Raw genomic sequence first — 16,623 nt, 5'->3', positions numbered from 1 at the left:
CTCCTTATTGCCGTTGAGCCGGTAAACGTGCCGCCTTGTTGACGTCGTACCACCAGTTGTCGAAGCCGATCGCATAGGCCGGGCGGATCGGCGGCGTGGAGAACTTGTCCCAATAGGCGTAGCGATCGTGGCTGGAGTACCACATTGGCAGCATATAGCGATTCCAGGTCAGCACCCGATCCAGCGCGCGGCCGAGCGGCAGCAGGGCTTTTTCGTCGCCCTGATGGGCGGCGATTTGCCTGACCAGGCTGTCGACCGCCGGATCCTTGACGCCGGGACTGTTGTAACTTGAGTTGACGTACTCTGAGTCCCAAATGATGCGCAAGTCGGCAGTGGGGAACGGCATCGCCTGATACACCGTCGGCATCATGTCGAAATCGCGCTCGCGCATGCGGCGGGTGTACTGCGAAGCGTCGATTTCGCGGATTTGCATCTCGATGCCCAGCCGCTGCAAGTTATGGCGGAACGGCAGCACGTACTGGAAGTTGCTGCCGCTCAGCAGCATCAGTTCAAAGGTGAACGGCTGGCCGGTTTTGGCGTTGACCAGCTTTTGATTTTTGACCACCCAGCCGGCCTCTTTCAGCAGTTGGGTCGCCTTCAGCAGATTTTGCCGGTCGTTACCGCTGCCGTCGGAAGAGGGCGGTTGGTAGATGTTGGTAAACACTTCCGGCGGCACCTGGCCCTTAAGCGGCGCCAGCAAGGCCAATTCGTCGGCGTCCGGATAGCCGCGGGCGGCGTAGGCAGTGTTTTGGAAATAGCTGTCGGTGCGCTGATAGGCGTTGTAATACAGCGCCTTGTTCATCCAGCTAAAGTCGAAAGCCAGAGTGATCGCTTCACGCACGCGCGGATCGGCGAACAGCGGCTTTTGGACGTTGAACGCAAGCCAGCGGGTATTCTGCGCCGCCTGATTCACTTCATCCTGCTTGATGATGTAGTTGCGTGCAAAGTTGCCGCCCTGATATTGGGTGGCCCAGCTCTTGGGCGACGGCTCGATGCGGAAATCGTAAGCGCCGGCCTTGAAGGCTTCCAGCGCCACTTTATCGTCCAGATAATAATCGTAGCGAATGCTGTCGAAGTTGTAACGGCCACGGTTCACCGGCAGATTAGCGGCCCAGTAGTCGCGCACCCGCTGGTAGGTGATGTACTGGCCGAGGCGGAAATCGCTGATTTTATACGGGCCGCTGGCGAGCGGCGGGGTGTTGAGCGGTTCATTGAGCTTATGCTGTTGCCAAAAGGCCGCCGGCAGGATCGGCAGACTGCCGAATAGCGACAGCATCGCCTCTTTGTTCGGCTGTGGGAACTCCATGCGCACCGTCAAGCGCGAGATGGCCTTGACCGTGACGCCTTTGTAGAAAGCACGAAACTGGGGTACACCCTCGGTCATGAATTTGTTGAAGGTGAAGGCCACGTCGGCGGCGGTGATCGGGCTGCCGTCGTGGAAACGGGCGCGGGCGTTGATATCCACTTCGACCCAGCGCAGATCGCCGGGATAACGGGCCGATTCGGCAATCAACGGGTAATAGCTGCCGGGTTCGTCGTCGGACGTTGCGAACAGGGTATCGTAGAGTTGGTCGGTACGCGCACCGGGCACGCCGCGGGTGGCGAAGCGGTTGAAATTGTCGTAGGTGCCGATGGCCGCCAGCCGCACGTCGCCGCCTTTGGGCGCTGCCGGATTGACGTAGTCGAAATGGCTGAAGTCGGTGGCGTATTTCGGTTCACCGAGAAGGGCGAAAGCGTAGCTTTCATTGAGGGCCTCGGCCTGCAGACCGAAGCTCAGTGTCGAAAGCACCAAAGCTGCGAAAATGCGCACGGACATCAGACGGTAAGCTCCTGCTGTGGAATGAAGTACAACCTGCGCCCAGCATAACATTCTTCGGGGAGGCGCAGGGTAAAGATGCTTAAAGATTAACTATTTTTTTCCTGATAATCAAAGACCTGATGCGCCTTACAGTAAGCGACGAAATTGTCGAGGCTCAAGGGCCTGCTGAAGTAATAACCCTGCATGAAGTTGACGCCGTGTTCCTGCAAGAACTGCATTTGCTCGGCGGTTTCCACGCCTTCGGCCACCGTCAGCATTTTCAGCTTTCTCGCCAGCGAAATCACGGCATCCAGCACCGGTGCAGTGACCGTATCCTGGCCGATGGTATTGACGAAGCCGCGATCGATCTTCAGGTAATCCATGGTGAAACGTTCAAGATAAATAAGCGCACTGTGGCCGGTGCCGAAGTCGTCTACCGCGATCTCGATGCCCTGCTTATGCAACCAGTCGAATTCCGCCAGCGCGCTCTCTTCTTCCACCATGCCGCGTTCGGTAATTTCAAACACCAGCGTAAAGTAGTTGCACGGCAACTGCGCCAGCAGTTCATACACGTCCTGGTGGAAGGATGGCGCGCTGAGGTGGGAAGGGGAGATATTGAGGCCGAGCTTGCCGCCTTGCGGTAAGGCTTTGGCCAGCTGCGGCGCATCTTCGGCGATCAGTCTGAACAGGTGGCGGGTGAGCGGCACGATCAGCCCGTTGCTTTCGGCATAAGGGATAAAGATATCCGGCGGAATGCGCCCTTCGATAGGATGCTGCCAGCGAATCAGCGCTTCCAGCCCGCCGATGCTGTTGCTGCCGGTATGAAACACCGGCTGGTATTCGACAAAGAACTCATTGCGCTTGATGCCGCGCAGCAGCGCGCGCTCCGGGCTTTGCCGCAGCAGCAGCATGTAATAGCAGAGCACGCCGATCATCAGCGACAGCACCAGGCTGCCCAGCAGCGTCAGGCGGATGTCGTTAGGCGTCAATTTTTCGTTGTAGAACATAATGGTCAGCGGCAGATTGGGCAGCGTCAGGTAATCCGCCTTGCCTTTCGGCAGCTGATCGACCGGCATCAGGTTCGGGCTGAAAGTGGTCAGGGCGCGCTGGCCCATCACGATGGCGATGCCCGGCGCCTGTTCGTCATGCGAGGTGAACAGCAGATAAGGCATCAGATCGATGTCCAGCGTCGCGAGAATGCCGGTAGCCGGCTCGCCGGGATGCCGCAGCCAAACCGCCACCGCCGGTTTGTTCGGCACAATCGGCGTGCCCTGCTGCAATTTCATATCCAGAGGCAGATTCCAGTCGATATCCTGATACAGGTTTTTCATCGGCAACATCATGTCGCCGGTGGCGGATGAGCAATAGGCGTAACCTTCCTTCACTAACAGGAAGGTGCGCACGCCGCTGGTGAAGGCCGCCTGATAGGTAATGTCCGACTGGCTGGAGAGGCAAGGCTTGTCCAGCAGCGGCATCATTTTTTGCATGACCGCCGTCAGGTGCGAAATATAATCCAGCGAGAACTGCCTGGTGCGAGCTTCAACCTTATGCTGATATTGCGTGCGTTGGTGGTTGATCAAAGAAAGCGTGACCGCGGTAAATAGCGTAAAAAAGACCAGGGCGGCGACGCAGCTCTTAGCCAGACTGCGCTGCCGATGCGACACGCTGCGGGCGAAAGCCCTTTTCAAGCCCATAATCGAGTCCTCTGCATCAGGGCGTCAGGGTTATTGCGCAGCCATTTAATGGATTGTGCCAACGGCTTTTTTTTCATTTTTGCCTTTCTATCCTGTACCCAGCCGACGGCGCCGTTTAAATGCGAAGCGTCGCTGATAAATATATTGCGCATATTTTAAGCGGTAACGTTTTAAATAACGCCGGGGCGCCGTTGCCGTCATCTGACGATAATAGGCGAGTTTCTCCTCGCCGGCGCGATTTCCTGCCAACAGTTTATCAAAATAATGGTGGGCGGCGGCGGCTTGGCGGGGAAGGTAACGAGAATACCTGGCCAAACCCCGGTGATTCGGCGGTTCGACAGCCAATAAAAACGCCGCCCGTAGGCGGCGCTTATCGCTCGTTTGGTCTTCAGAAACTTCAGGGCAGGGCGCCGTCAGCCGCTGGTCAGCACCCGGCGCGCTTCTCGATAACGTTTGTCCCAGTAGTTATCGGTCAGCTTGGAAATCATGACTCCACTGCTGGTGGAGGCGTGAACGAACTGGTCGTTGCCTAAATAGATGCCGACATGGCGCCCGGTGGAACCGGCGCGGAACAGCACCAAATCGCCGGCGCGCAGCTTGGTGCGCTGGATTTTCTTGCCGAGATCTTCCTGTTCATAGGTCGAACGCGGTAAATCCATGCCGAACTGTTCGCGGAAGGTGCGCTGTACAAACGCCGAGCAATCGATGCCGCGCTTGGTGTCACCGCCTAAGCGGTAGCGAACGCCTTTCCAGTCCGCGTACTGATCCATAATCTTTGACTTGACGTCAACGTTGCGGACCATCGCTTCGAATTCATCCTGAGAGGCTTGCAGTAAAAGACCGTCTTTGTCATTAACTGCACGCATCTCAGTTTGTGCGTTATTCAAGTTCGAAGTGTGAGTCGAGCTGCACGCTGACAGCATAACCGCAGCGGCAATTGCAGGGATCGCCCGCAAAAAATATCTCAGAAACGGTTGAGATTTGACCATTGTTGTTGTTTTCCCTTGAAGTCCTTAACGACGAAAGTCGCTACCTGAAAAATGCCAAACGGAACGAGCCTAATCTGCACCTGCTGCATCGACAATCAGTTACCGCTGAAAACGTGCGGGAACGCACATTTTTACCGGATTCCATACTGATTCAACTTAAACCAGGCACAAACGCATCCGAGATTACCGGAACAGATAGGGGATTGCGAGCCTTTTTCCCGTCTTTTTTATATGAATTTGTGATGTAACATAATGTAAATCTTCATATAAAAAACGCCAATTGTCCGATGTATGAATCTGGCGTGAAATCAGGTTGCAAAAGCGTTAACGGACGGCGGTGAAATTTTGCGCGCTGCGCGGAGGGAGTGCACGGGAGGCGTGGGCCTCCCGGCATGAGTCATAGACGCAAGTTATGGTTGGCCGGGGCGGTGCTTGCCGGGCACCAGGCGATTCAACCGATCGATAATCCAGTCGCTGCAAGGCGTCATCAGCACCCAGCTGGCGCCAACCAGCACTACGGAGAGCGAGCCGACGGCGATGTCGGTAAACCAGTGGGCGCCAATCATCACGCGCGGCAATGAAAAGACCAGCGTAATCAGCAAGGCGATGGCAAAGGCGCCGCGGCCGAAATAGCGCAGCATAAAGCAGGAAAAAATAATCAGCATCATGCCGTGGTCGCCGGGGAAACTGTCGCCTGAAGCGTCCTTGGTGGGGATACCGGTCAGCTCACTAACGCGATGGATATTGTCGAAGGTCAGGGTTGGGCTCGGATGTTTCACCGGCAGCAGGTGACCCAGTTGGTTCAGCACCACGGCGGTCAGCAGCATCACCACGCCGGTGATCACCAGGCGGCGGCGGCCGGCGGCGTCCTGCTTCAGGTAGAAGTACAGGTACAGCAGGCCCATGGCGAGCAGCGAAATCACATCGAACGCGCGGTTATTGGTGATGGCGACCAGGTGCAAAAATGACGGGTCGGTGGCCAGATGGCGGTTAAAGAAGAAGAAGATCGCCGAGTCCAGGGTAAACCAGCCGCCGTGGTTGGCCGGCAGGAACCAGGACAGAAACAGCGCAACGCCCAGTAAGTTGAAGAAGAGGATGAAGGGTAAATTGCGGCGTGTCATGACATAACCTGTTGAAAAAATGAAAATGAAACAAAACCCGGCTGCCCTGCGACAACCGGGGGGGCAACGGTACGAGATTTAACTTAAACGAATCTTAAACAAGGCGGATTGCAGGGCGTTCCAATCGGCATTTTCGCTGTGGATCAGCTCAATGCGGCTATCGAGCGGGGCGGCCGGACGAGTTTCGATGTTGAGATCCTGGCCCTGACGGTTGATCAGCAGCGTGCCTTCGGGGATGCGCACCACGCCTTTGGCGCGTTCGACCGGTGCCAGCCGCACCCACTCCATAAAACCGACGGTGTCGAACCGGGTTTCGCCGTCAAAAATCCAGCCGCAGCTGGTGAAGCCTTGCCCTTCGTTCAACGCCCGCCGCCAGCGGGCGTTTTCCGGTAGCCGCAGCGCCGCCAATCCCTGCGTTTTCGCCTGCCCATGATGATGCTGCGCGTCCGGCAATTCTGTACGATTCGTGCGCGGAAGTGACAACAGCGCGACATCCGCCTCGCCTTGCGCGATAGCGTAGCAGGGCCGCTGCAGCGGATCCTGCGCCGTCCAGGCTGTTAGCGCCAGCCGATCTTCTGCCTGATAGGTATCGCTTTTGCTGGCCAAAATAATGTCGGCTGCGGCCAGCTGATCGCGGAAGTTTTCGTTGTCGCGGTAGCGCGGTTGGCTGAGCTGGCGCGCGTCCAGCAGACACAGCGTCGCCTGCAGATCGATCCAGCCGGCATAGCTCTCCTGGGTCAGCAGCGACAGGATTTGTTTCGGATGCCCAAGCCCGGTTGGCTCGATCAGCAGCCGGTCCGGTTTGGCCTGCTGCAACAACATATTCAAACCCACCTGCATCGGCAGGCCGTTGACGCAGCACATACAGCCGCCGGGGATCTCTTTGAGCACCGCGCCGCTGTCCGCCAGCAGCGCGCCGTCGATGCCGATTTCGCCGAATTCATTGACCAATACCGCCCAGCGCTCATGCTCGGGTTTATGAGCCAGCAAATGGCGGATGGTGGTGGTTTTACCGCTGCCGAGGAAGCCGGTAATCAGATTGGTTTTGGTCATTAATCATTCCAGGTGCAAAAATTAACTTGCTTAATAAATGAGTTACGCTGCCGGATTGGCAAGGCCGCTGCGATTTAATTTGTGCTCTATCTCTCAAATTTTGCACGTCACCCTGCGCTTTTCAATCGACAAAATCCACTTTTCAGAACAAGAAAGTTCTTAGATAAAACCCTGTATTAGATACGGTTAACTTTTGTTAGTAGCTTGTTTTTACATTGTTAATGACGCGATTAACGATCAAATCCTGCCCCTTTCCTTGCGATTATTCCTAACAAGATCCTCTATGGTTAAATTGGCTTAACTAGAAATGAGGTTGCCATGAATATCTTTCGGTTATTTTTGATCGTAGGAATGTTGTTTTCATGGACGGCAGTGAGTCATGCAGGAGTGGCCGGCGGGGTAATTCGCTTCGTCGGTTCTATCGTTGAAAGTCCTTGCACGGTCAATATTGCAGATTCTAAGGCGAATACGCAATGTTACCGCAACGGCCAGCATTATCAGGCCCAGCAAGCGTTGTCAGGTTTTGATACTACACGCAAAGAACTTCCGCTAAATCTAGGCACAACCGAAATGAAGTGGGTAGACCAACAGAAGAAACTCGCTGTTATGACGGTCGTTTATCGTTAAGTCGTTCCGCCATGCCGGCGTAACGTTACGCCGGCATGGTTATTCTCGGCTCTGCAGGCTCCTCACCGCATCACCCACTCCTTCACCGTTTCACGCGCACCGCGATCGCGCAGCGATAAATAGGCTTGCGTCACCGCTTCGCTAAACGCCGCATGCGCCGCCAGCGTTTCGCCGAATACCGATTTCAACGCTAACAGCGCCGCTACGCGCCGTCGATCGTCCGGCGTTGCGGCAACCGTCTGCAGCAGCATGTCTGCCAGCGGATCGCGAATGTCGATCGGCTCACCGGCGTCATCGACGCCGCCGACGTAACGCATCCAGCCCGCCACGCCCAACGCCAGCCCGCTATAGTCGCCGCCGTGCCGCAGATGCCAGCGCACGGCATCCAGCAGGCGCTGCGGCAGCTTCTGGGTGCCGTCCATGGCGATCTGCCAGGTGAGGTGTTGCAGCGCCGGATTGCTGAAACGCGCGATAAGCTGTGCGGCATAGCCGGGCAGGCTGATGCCGGTGACGCTCAGCGTTGGCGCCTGTTCATCCAGCATCAACCGCAGGGCGGCGCGGCGGTAGTGCTCATCCGCCATGCACTCGTTGATATAGCGGTAGCCGCCCAGGTAGCCTAGGTAAGCCAGGAACGAGTGGCTGCCGTTCAGCATGCGCAGCTTCATGTGTTCAAACGGCAGCACATCGCTGACCAACTGGGCGCCGGCCAACTCCCACGCCGGGCGTCCGGCGGCGAAGTGGTCTTCCACCACCCATTGAATGAAGGGCTCGCAGGCGATGGCGCATTCGTCGCGCACGCCGCCCAGCGCGGCGGCGATCTCATCCAGCGTGGCCGGCGTGGCGGCTGGCACGATGCGATCCACCATGGTGCAGGGGAAGGTAGCGGCGCTGGCGATCCAATCGGCGAGCGACGGATCCCGCGCCTGCGCCAGATCGAGCACCGCCCGGCGCAGCACATGGCCGTTCTGCGGAATATTGTCGCAGGAGAGCAGGGAGAAGGCGGGCAGGCCGCGTTCGCGCCGCAGCCGCAGCGCTTCCACCAAAATGCCGGGCACGGTCTGCGGCTGATGCGGCCACGCCAGATCGGCGACGATCCCCGAATGCTGCCGATCCAGTCGCCCGCTGCCGGGTTCGATGCAGTAGCCTTTTTCGGTAATGGTCATCGAGACGATCGCCACCTGCGGTTCGGCCAGCTTCTCCAGCACCGCGGCGATGCCCTCCAGCTTGCGGTGCAGGCTCTCACGCACCGCGCCGATCACGATGGCCTGATGGCCGTCCGCGCCTTTCTCCAGCACGCTGTACAGATGATCCTGCTGTCGCAGCGCCTCAAACAGCGGTACGCCGCCGGACAGACTGATCTCGCAAATGCCCCAGTCGCCGCCTTGGGCGTTCAGCACTCGATCGGTCAGCAGCGCCTGATGCGCGCGGTGGAACGCACCGAAACCAAGGTGCACGATGCGGCTGCGCAGGGCTCGGCGGTCATAGCCCGGTTGCCGGACGGCGCCCGGCAGCGGGGTGTTGGCGATCGTTTTCATCTCATCTCCAAAGCCTGTAAGACAGCTGGTTGGCCCCTTGCGTCAAGTTAGCGGACCAGTTTGTCGCCCTATCAACAAGGGCGCGCTGACGATATAAAACTGCGGCCAGTGTAGAGCTGTCAGCCAGTCAAATAAATTGGTCTGTCCAAAATAAGCCAGATTCGTGAAGTGGATCAACCAATCAAGGGTTCGGTTTTGACAGCGGAGGGCGAAAGGGTAAGCTAAAGATAGCTGACATCTAAATTAAACTGGTATAACAGCATTGCGGTGCGAGACAGGCATAAGGATAAAACATGGAACAAACATGGCGTTGGTATGGCCCGAACGATCCGGTCTCTTTGGACGACGTACGTCAGGCCGGGGCGACCGGGGTGGTGACGGCGCTGCACCATATCGCGAACGGCGAGGTCTGGCCGATCGACGAGATCCGCGCGCGGCAGGCGCTGCTGGCGGAAAAGGGGCTGGTGTGGTCGGTGGTGGAAAGCGTACCGGTGCATGAGGAGATCAAAACCCACAGCGGCGACTGGCGGCGTCATATCGTCAACTATCAACAGACGCTGCGCAACCTGGCGGCCTGCGGCATCGACACCGTCTGCTACAACTTCATGCCGATCCTCGACTGGACGCGCACCGATCTGGCCTATCCGCTGCCGGACGGTTCCAAAGCGCTGCGTTTCGATCAGACCGCCTTCGCCGCGTTCGAGCTGCATATCCTGCAGCGCACCGGTGCCGAGGCGGACTATACGTCAGAGGAGTGCAGTCAGGCGGCGGCCTATTTCGCCGCCATGAGCGAGGAGGAAAAAAACCGGCTGACCGGCAACATTATCGCCGGGCTGCCGGGAGCGGAAGAAGGCTATACGTTGGAGCAGTTCCGCCGGCGGTTGGCGGAATATGATGGCATCGACAAGGTGCGGCTGCGCGAGAACATGGCGGTCTTTCTGCGCGCCATCGTGCCGGTGGCGGAAGAGGCCGGCATCCGGCTGGCGGTGCACCCCGACGATCCGCCGCGGCCGATCCTCGGCCTGCCGCGCATCGTTTCCACCCTAGAAGACATGCAGTGGCTGAAACAGACCGTCGACAGCCTTCATAACGGTTTCACGATGTGCACCGGTTCATACGGTGTGCGCGCCGACAACGATCTGGTGCGGATGATTGAAACCTTCGGCGATCGCATTCATTTCACCCATCTGCGCGCCACCTGCCGCGAGGAAAACCCGAAAAGCTTCCATGAAGGGGCGCACCTGCAGGGCGATGTGGACATGGTGGCGGTGATCGAAGCGATCCTGACCGAAGAGTTGCGGCGGCAACGGGCGGGCGATCGGCGGCCGATCCCGATGCGCCCCGATCATGGGCATCAGATGCTGGACGATTTGAAAAAGAAAACCAATCCGGGCTATTCGGCCATCGGGCGGTTGAAAGGGCTGGCGGAGCTGCGCGGCGTCGAGCTGGCGCTCAAGCGGCGCTTTTTCCCGGAATTGCCGTAGCGGAAAGTGACACGGGGCCGAGCATCGGCCCCGTAGGCGCGACTAGTCGGCGCGGCTCATATAGCGGCGTTCGGCGATATGAATGCGGATCTTGTCGCCAGCGCTGAGGTATTCCGGCACGTGGATCACCAGACCGGTCGCCATGGTGGCCGGTTTGTTGCGGGCGCTGGCGGAGGCGCCTTTGATGCCCGGCGCGGTCTCGACGATTTCCATATCCACGGTTTGCGGCAGCTCCAGCGCCAGCACCTGGCCATCCAGCGTCAGTACCTGCATGCCCGGCAGGCCGCCTTCCGGAATGAACAGCAGTTCATCTTCGATCTGGTCTTTCTTGAAGATGTACGGCGTGTAATCTTCGTCGTCCATGAACACGTATTCTTCACCGTCGATATAGGAGAAGTTCACCTTGCGGCGCGACAGGGAAATGGTGTCCAGAATATCGTCGCCCTTGAAGCGTTCTTCCACTTTCAGGCCGGTGCGCACGTCGGAGAAGCGCATTTTGTACAGGGTGCTGGCGCCACGGGCGCTCGGGCTCTGCACGTCGATATCTTTTACCAGCAGCAGTTTGCCGTTGTAGCTGATCGCCATGCCGCGCTTAATTTCGTTAGCTCTTGCCATTTCAATTCATCCGCAATGAAGAGTATTAGAGAAGTTGCGACAAGGTACTCGCGCCGCCGATTTCAGGCAAGGGCCTGGCGTAAAAACAGTGCAGGAAAGGGAGAGCAGGCGCTCTCCCTTCAAGGATTACTGGAAGACCGGCAGCAGGCCGAACAGCGACAGGATATGCGCGGCGGCGTTGATCAGCCCGAACAGGATGACGAACAGAATCACGGCGCGGCCGCCCGGTGCGCGGTAACCCGCCTGCGGGTAGCGGCGGCGGCTGGCGCGCGCCATCAGCGCCGGCACGATCACCGCCCAGATGGTGGCCGCCAGCCCGGCGAAGCCGATGGCGTACAGGAAACCGTTCGGGAACAGTAGCGCGGCCAGGGTCGGCGGCACGAAGGTCACCAGGGCGGTCTTGCTGCGCCCGACGGCGTCGTCCTTGAACTTGCAGAAATCCGCCAGATAATCGAACAGGCCCAGCGACACGCCGAGGAACGAGCTGGCCAGCGCCATATAGGAGAAAGCGTTCAGCAGTTGGCTGACGGTCTGGCTGCTGGAGACGTTGCCCATTTGCTTGAGCAGGCTGCCGATATTGCCGCCTTCGGCGATCACTTGCTTAAAGGCGTCGCGCGCGATATTGCCCTGAATCACATACTGCCACAGGATGTAGATAGCCAATGCCAGCAGGGTGCCGTACACCAGGCTGCGCACCACGGAGCCGCTGTCCTTGTGGTAGTACTTCACCAGCCCGGGAATGTTGCCGTGGTAGCCGAACGAGGTCAGCAGGTAAGGCAACGCCGCCAGGGCGTAAGGCAGATAGCTGGCCCGATCGTCGCCGCTGTTGAACAGCACCGCAGGCTGTACGTGGGTGAACATGTCGCCCACCGACATCACGAAGGTGATCACCATGCCGCCGATCAGAATGGTGCTGAGGCGATCGACCGCGCGGGTGGAGAGCCAGACGATAAATGCCACCACCAGTGCGAACACCAGGCCGGCGGTAGTCTGGCCGACGCCGACGATGCCTTCCAGCGTGTGGGCGATGATCGAGCCGCCGGCGGAGATATAGGCATAGGTCAGGATGTACAGCACGAATGCCACCGACAGGCCATTCACGGCGTTCCAGCCTTTACCCAGCAGATCCTTGACCATGGTGTTGAAGCTGGCGCCGCTCGGGTAGTGCAGCGTGGCTTCGAGGATCATCAGGCCGGACAGCAACATGCAGGCCCAGGTATACACCAGCAGCGCGACGGAGCCGCTGAACCAGACACCGGAAGTGACGATCGGAATGGAAAACATGCCGGCGCCAACGGCGGTACCGGCAATGATCATCGCGCCGCCGAGGACGGAAGGGCGGGCCAGCTTCTGGATGGTGTCCGTAGACATGTGTGCTCCTGAAAGAGGTTCTTTTGTACTAGCTCAATGGTACATGGGTGTATGACGCATGTAAAGCAGGGGGATTGCACGTTTCACGCGTATTTATCGTTAAAATGAGATGGTTTGGGCGTTTATTCGCCACGTGGCTAAATAAACCGGCGCCAAGCCGCCGCGAGAAGTGTGTAAAGATCGCCGGGCCGCAGGGATTCTGCTGGCGGCCGCCGCGCGCGGCTGCTATTGTCGCGCTTCTTTTCCCCAGCCCACCAGGAGTAGCGCTGATGGACTGTCGCAGCGACTGCGGCGCCTGCTGTATCGCGCCGTCAATATCCAGCCCGATCCCCGGCATGCCGAACGGCAAACCCGCCAATACCCGCTGCATTCATTTGGATGAACAGCTGCGCTGCGGCCTGTTTCACTCGCCGCTGCGGCCGAAGGTGTGCGGCAGCCTGCAGCCGAGCCGCGACATGTGCCACGATCACCGCGATCAGGCGTTGATCTATCTCGCCAGGCTGGAAGCGGACACCGCGCCCTAAGCTTCCTTCAGCTTCCACAGACACAGCGTCGCCCCTGCCGCCATCGCCAGCGCGGCGTAAAACACCGCATGGTAGCGCCAGATTTCCGCCACCGCGCCGGCGAGGGCGCCGGCAATGATCCAGCCCACCCGGATGGTATTGGTGAACAACGTGGTGGCGGTGCCGGCCTGACCGGGCATCAAATCCTGGAAATAGAGCATGCCGATCCCCGCCAGCACGCCGATAAACGCCGCATTCAGCAGCTGCAGAGCGATGAGTTGCCCGCTGCCGGTGATAAACAGCAGGCCAGCGTAGAACAGCACGCCGGCGACTACCGCCACGCGCATCAGAAAACGCTTGCCGCAGCGTTTCGCCGCCAGCCCGGCGAGCAGCATGATGGGGATCTCCAGCCCGGCGGCGGCGCCCATCAGTATCCCGGCCAGCCGTTCCGGCAGCCGCAATTCGTGCACCACATACAGCGGCATCGTGATCAGGTACATGCTGTTGGCGGTCCACATCAGGGTGCAGGCGGCGAACAACAGCAGCGAATCGCGGCGATGTTGGCGCGGCGCGGCCAGCGGGGCGCCCGCCGCCACGGCCTTTGGCATCGAAGGCAACCGCTGCCACACCAGCAGGCCGCACAGCACAAAGGCCGCCGCGCCCGCCAGATACAGGGTTTTGAAGCCGAATCCCAGCGCCAGCGCAAAGGCGATCGGCGGACCGATCACCCAGGCGAGGGAGACCTGGGCGCGCATGATGGAGGTGAACATCACCGCCTCGCGTCCGGAGCGATCGGCGTGCTCGCGCGCCAGCGCAAACATCTGCGGGTTAGCGGTGGAACCGAAGCTGGTGAGCAGTACGCCGACGAGCAGCAGCAGGTAATAGTTGCGGCTCCAGGCGAACAGCGTGAACCCCAGCGCGCCCAGCATGCAGCAGAGGAAAATCAGTGATTTGCGGTCGCCTTTTTTATCCGAACGGCCGGCGAGAAACTGGCTGACCAAAATGCCGATCACCGCGCTGCCGGTAAAGAACAGCCCGACCAGCGCCGGCCGCACCTTAACCTCGGTTTCCAGAAACAGACTCAGCGTCGGGGTTTGCAAAGCGCCGGCGATGCCGGTCAGGAACGCCACCGCCAAAAAGGCCAGCGAAGTGAGGTCGGGCGCGCGTCGCGTTACTGCGGATGAAGTCGGCATGGCGGTTGAGAATTCGTCGAAAAAGGGAGGTCGCGCGCATCATACGCCCGTTGAAAAGAAACGCAAACCGCTATCCAGCGGCGTAGGGTAAGCGAATATTTCGCGCGGCGACGAGAAAAAAGGGGCGCACCGCGCCCCTGATACTTGCCGATAAATCAGGCGCCTTGTGGCACCGCGTGCGCGGTGTTTTTCAGCGCCGGCCCCTGAAACTTCTCGATCTGCAGCTGTGCCATCTGCCCGCAGTTGCCCTGCGCCAGGCTGGAAGAGCCGATGTCGAAGGTCAGGCAGTTGACGTTGCCGTTCTTGCACAGCGAGCCGGGCTGCGCCGGATCGGCCGGATCGAACCAGGCGCCTTCGCTGATGCGCACCACGCCGGGCCGCACGTCTTCGCTGACCACCGCGCCCACCAGGATCTGGCCGCGATCGTTGAACGCCCGCACCAGATCGCCGCCGCTGATGCCGCGCGGCTGCGCGTCCTGCGGGTGGATCAGGATCGCTTCACGGTCCGCCACCGCGTATTTCTCGCGCAGCGGCGTGTTGTCGAGCTGGGAATGCAGCCGGTTGGTCGGGTGCGCGGTATTGAGCGACAGCGGATATTTGGCCGCTTCCGGCCCGCGATACCACTCGTGCGGCGGCATCCAGGTCGGGATGCCGGGGCAATCCGCATAATGCATTTTGGCGATGGCGTCGGAGTAGATCTCGATCTTGCCCGACGGCGTGCCCAGCGGGTTCAGCAGCGGGTTGTCGCGATAGTCGGCAAAGCGCACCCACTGCGTGTTGGCCTCCGGCACCGGGAAACGCACGTAGTTATTGGATTGCCAGAACATGTCGAACGGCGGCAACGCCACCCGCGCGGCGCGCGCCTGGTTCTTCATGTCGTCGTACATGCCTTTCAGCCACTGGGTTTCATCCTTGCCCTCGGTGAAGGCTTCCTGCACGCCCAGCCTGGCCGCCATCGCCGAGAAGATGTCGAAGTCGCTGCGCGACTCGTGCTGCGGCGGCACGCATTGATGCATCGGGAACACGTAGAGCTGCGAATAGTCGCCGCCCATTTCCAGATCGTTGCGCTCGTAGCTGGTGGTAGCCGGCAGCACGATGTCGGCATGCTTGGCGGTGGCGGTCCAGTAAGGCTCGTTGACTACGATGGTGTCCGGCCGCTGCCAGGCTTTGACCAGGTTATTGGTGTCCTGATGCTGGTGGAAGGTGTTGCCGCCCGCCACATACACCATTTTCACCTCGGGGTAGGTGACCTTGGCGCCGTTGAAGTCGATGGTTTTGCCCGGATTGCTCAGGCATTCGGCGATGCGCGCCACCGGGATCGGCGCCGGCGAGTTCTTCGGCGCGTTGCCGGCGGAGATGCCGGCGATGATGCCGCCTTTGGCGGTCGGGCTGCCGCCGGAGGAATAATGGTAGCTGAAGCCGAAGCCGCCGCCCGGCAGGCCGATCTGGCCGAGCATCGCCGCCACCGTCACTAGCAGCCAGTGCTGCTGTTCGCCGTGGTGCTGGCGCTGAATGCCCCAGCCGCCCATGATCATGGTGCGGTGTTTCGCCATCTCGCGCGCCAGTCCGCGCAGCGTATCGGCATCGACGCCGCTGATGTCGGCCGCCCATTCGGCGGTTTTCGCCACGCCGTCGCTCTCGCCCAGCAGGTAGGCCTGGAACTTGTCGAAGCCGACGGTGTAGGTTTTCAGGAAGTCCGGGTTATGCAGCTTCTCGGTCAGCAGCGTGTGGGCGATGCCGATCAGCATCGCGCCGTCGGTATAAGGACGCGGGGCGATCCACTGTGCATTGACGAACTTGGCGCTGTCGCTGTGCACCGGATCGATGCTGATCACCCGGGTGCCTTTCTTCTTCAGCGCCTCGAAGCCGGTCTGGCCGACGTGATCCGGCACGTTCCAGCTGTTTTTCAGCGTGACCATCGGGTTGCAGCCCCACAGGATCACCAGCTCGCTGTTCTCGATCACGTTCGGCCAAGCGGTCTGCTGCTCGTAGACCTCCATCGAACCGACCACGTGCGACATGATCACCTGCGCCGCGCCGGTGGAGTAGTCGCCGGCGTAGCCGAGGAAACCGCCGGTCAGGTTCATCAGGCGCTGCAGCAGCGTGCGGCTGTTGTGCAGCATGCCGACGCTTTTCCAGCCGTAGGAACCGGCGTAGATCGACTGCGGCCCGTGATCTTTTTGCAGGCGAACGATCTCATTGCACACCAGCTCGGTCGCTTTGTCCCAGCTGACGCGCACCCACTCGTCGCGGCCGCGCAGTTCGGTGCGGCTGCCGGGGCCGCCCTCCAGCCAGCTTTTGCGCACCATCGGGTATTTGATGCGGTTCTCGGCGTGCACCTGATAAGGCGCCATGGTGATCAGCTCATTCGGATACGGATCGTCCTGCACCGGCTGTACGCCGACCATCTTGCCGTCTTGCACGATGGCTTCAAACGCGCCCCAGTGAGCGCCGGTCAGAATGCCTTTCTGCGCCTGACGCAAGACGATGAACTGCGGCAGCGCTTCGCTGATGGCCTGCGCCAGCGCCGCTTTGGGCCACAAGCCCGCCAGCAGCGGGGCGGCGGCCAGCGCGGCGGCACCGGTCAGGAAACGGCGGCGGCTCATGGTTAACGGTTGTTGGTTGCTCATTGCGCTTCTC

General features: G+C 59.9%; 13 protein-coding genes. 3 read left to right on the top strand and 10 right to left on the bottom strand.

Annotated features, from left to right (window positions below; genetic code table 11):
- Window positions 1–4: 4 nt before the first annotated feature.
- The 5 genes from AAIE04_RS12600 to AAIE04_RS12580 form a co-directional block, all read right to left on the bottom strand.
- Complete coding sequence (locus AAIE04_RS12600; protein ID WP_498577046.1) at window positions 5–1,816, bottom strand: extracellular solute-binding protein; 1,812 nt, start codon at window positions 1,814–1,816, stop codon at window positions 5–7.
- An 89-nt stretch (window positions 1,817–1,905) separates the two neighbouring features.
- Window positions 1,906–3,492 carry a cyclic di-3',5'-guanosine monophosphate phosphodiesterase PdeN gene (pdeN, locus tag AAIE04_RS12595; RefSeq protein WP_498577045.1) on the bottom strand — a complete coding sequence of 529 codons (1,587 nt, stop codon included), beginning with the start codon at window positions 3,490–3,492 and terminating at the stop codon, window positions 1,906–1,908.
- Window positions 3,493–3,905: 413 nt separating this feature from the next.
- On the bottom strand, window positions 3,906–4,481 hold the full coding sequence (gene mepS / locus AAIE04_RS12590) for a bifunctional murein DD-endopeptidase/murein LD-carboxypeptidase (protein ID WP_025160183.1): 576 nt from the start codon (window positions 4,479–4,481) through the stop codon (window positions 3,906–3,908).
- A 410-nt stretch (window positions 4,482–4,891) separates the two neighbouring features.
- Window positions 4,892–5,602, bottom strand: a complete 711-nt coding sequence (locus tag AAIE04_RS12585; RefSeq protein WP_498577044.1) for a phosphatase PAP2 family protein — start codon at window positions 5,600–5,602, stop codon at window positions 4,892–4,894.
- Between the two features lie 78 nt (window positions 5,603–5,680).
- Window positions 5,681–6,655 carry a CobW family GTP-binding protein gene (locus AAIE04_RS12580; protein WP_154746537.1) on the bottom strand — a complete coding sequence of 325 codons (975 nt, stop codon included), beginning with the start codon at window positions 6,653–6,655 and terminating at the stop codon, window positions 5,681–5,683.
- A gap of 318 nt (window positions 6,656–6,973) precedes the next feature.
- On the opposite strand from AAIE04_RS12580, the gene AAIE04_RS12575 reads away from it, so the two are divergent.
- Complete coding sequence (locus AAIE04_RS12575) at window positions 6,974–7,282, top strand: YmdA family protein (RefSeq protein WP_019453631.1); 309 nt, start codon at window positions 6,974–6,976, stop codon at window positions 7,280–7,282.
- A gap of 62 nt (window positions 7,283–7,344) precedes the next feature.
- On the opposite strand, the gene AAIE04_RS12570 is transcribed toward AAIE04_RS12575, so the two are convergent.
- Window positions 7,345–8,817: a mannitol dehydrogenase family protein gene (locus tag AAIE04_RS12570; protein ID WP_498577043.1), complete on the bottom strand. Its 1,473-nt coding sequence runs from the start codon at window positions 8,815–8,817 to the stop codon at window positions 7,345–7,347.
- 293 nt (window positions 8,818–9,110) lie between these two features.
- Between AAIE04_RS12570 and uxuA the strand changes: the two genes are divergently transcribed.
- Window positions 9,111–10,301: a mannonate dehydratase gene (gene uxuA, locus AAIE04_RS12565; protein ID WP_498577042.1), complete on the top strand. Its 1,191-nt coding sequence runs from the start codon at window positions 9,111–9,113 to the stop codon at window positions 10,299–10,301.
- Window positions 10,302–10,343: 42 nt separating this feature from the next.
- Here uxuA and yeiP read toward each other — a convergent pair whose 3' ends face one another.
- Both yeiP and mtr read right to left on the bottom strand, forming a co-directional pair.
- On the bottom strand, window positions 10,344–10,916 hold the full coding sequence (gene yeiP / locus AAIE04_RS12560; RefSeq protein WP_004935725.1) for an elongation factor P-like protein YeiP: 573 nt from the start codon (window positions 10,914–10,916) through the stop codon (window positions 10,344–10,346).
- A 126-nt stretch (window positions 10,917–11,042) separates the two neighbouring features.
- Window positions 11,043–12,287 carry a tryptophan permease gene (gene mtr, locus AAIE04_RS12555; RefSeq protein ID WP_019453628.1) on the bottom strand — a complete coding sequence of 415 codons (1,245 nt, stop codon included), beginning with the start codon at window positions 12,285–12,287 and terminating at the stop codon, window positions 11,043–11,045.
- Window positions 12,288–12,556: 269 nt separating this feature from the next.
- Between mtr and AAIE04_RS12550 the strand changes: the two genes are divergently transcribed.
- Window positions 12,557–12,811 (top strand): YkgJ family cysteine cluster protein, encoded by a 255-nt coding sequence (locus AAIE04_RS12550; RefSeq protein ID WP_019453627.1) that lies wholly within the window; start codon window positions 12,557–12,559, stop codon window positions 12,809–12,811.
- Here AAIE04_RS12550 and AAIE04_RS12545 read toward each other — a convergent pair.
- Window positions 12,808–13,983, bottom strand: coding sequence for a sugar efflux transporter (locus AAIE04_RS12545; RefSeq protein ID WP_025160184.1), 1,176 nt, complete (start codon window positions 13,981–13,983; stop codon window positions 12,808–12,810). The genes AAIE04_RS12550 and AAIE04_RS12545 overlap by 4 nt on opposite strands.
- A gap of 155 nt (window positions 13,984–14,138) precedes the next feature.
- The gene (gene torA, locus AAIE04_RS12540) at window positions 14,139–16,613 is read right to left on the bottom strand and encodes a trimethylamine-N-oxide reductase TorA (RefSeq protein ID WP_498577041.1); all 2,475 of its coding nucleotides are present in this window, start codon (window positions 16,611–16,613) and stop codon (window positions 14,139–14,141) included.
- Window positions 16,614–16,623: the final 10 nt, after the last annotated feature.

It is taken from the genome of Serratia sp. Ae19-1 (genome assembly GCF_059801225.1).
The sequence above is the reverse complement of the archived record's forward strand: the minus strand, read 5'-3'. Positions and strand labels throughout refer to the sequence as shown.

Coding starts and splice junctions, on each gene's coding strand:
- AAIE04_RS12600 (WP_498577046.1), bottom strand. CDS start 1,816: ATGTCCGTGCGCATTTTCGCAGCTTTGGTGCTTTCGACACTGAGCTTC.
- pdeN (WP_498577045.1), bottom strand. CDS start 3,492: ATGGGCTTGAAAAGGGCTTTCGCCCGCAGCGTGTCGCATCGGCAGCGC.
- mepS (WP_025160183.1), bottom strand. CDS start 4,481: ATGGTCAAATCTCAACCGTTTCTGAGATATTTTTTGCGGGCGATCCCT.
- AAIE04_RS12585 (WP_498577044.1), bottom strand. CDS start 5,602: ATGACACGCCGCAATTTACCCTTCATCCTCTTCTTCAACTTACTGGGC.
- AAIE04_RS12580 (WP_154746537.1), bottom strand. CDS start 6,655: ATGACCAAAACCAATCTGATTACCGGCTTCCTCGGCAGCGGTAAAACC.
- AAIE04_RS12575 (WP_019453631.1), top strand. CDS start 6,974: ATGAATATCTTTCGGTTATTTTTGATCGTAGGAATGTTGTTTTCATGG.
- AAIE04_RS12570 (WP_498577043.1), bottom strand. CDS start 8,817: ATGAAAACGATCGCCAACACCCCGCTGCCGGGCGCCGTCCGGCAACCG.
- uxuA (WP_498577042.1), top strand. CDS start 9,111: ATGGAACAAACATGGCGTTGGTATGGCCCGAACGATCCGGTCTCTTTG.
- yeiP (WP_004935725.1), bottom strand. CDS start 10,916: ATGGCAAGAGCTAACGAAATTAAGCGCGGCATGGCGATCAGCTACAAC.
- mtr (WP_019453628.1), bottom strand. CDS start 12,287: ATGTCTACGGACACCATCCAGAAGCTGGCCCGCCCTTCCGTCCTCGGC.
- AAIE04_RS12550 (WP_019453627.1), top strand. CDS start 12,557: ATGGACTGTCGCAGCGACTGCGGCGCCTGCTGTATCGCGCCGTCAATA.
- AAIE04_RS12545 (WP_025160184.1), bottom strand. CDS start 13,983: ATGCCGACTTCATCCGCAGTAACGCGACGCGCGCCCGACCTCACTTCG.
- torA (WP_498577041.1), bottom strand. CDS start 16,613: ATGAGCAACCAACAACCGTTAACCATGAGCCGCCGCCGTTTCCTGACC.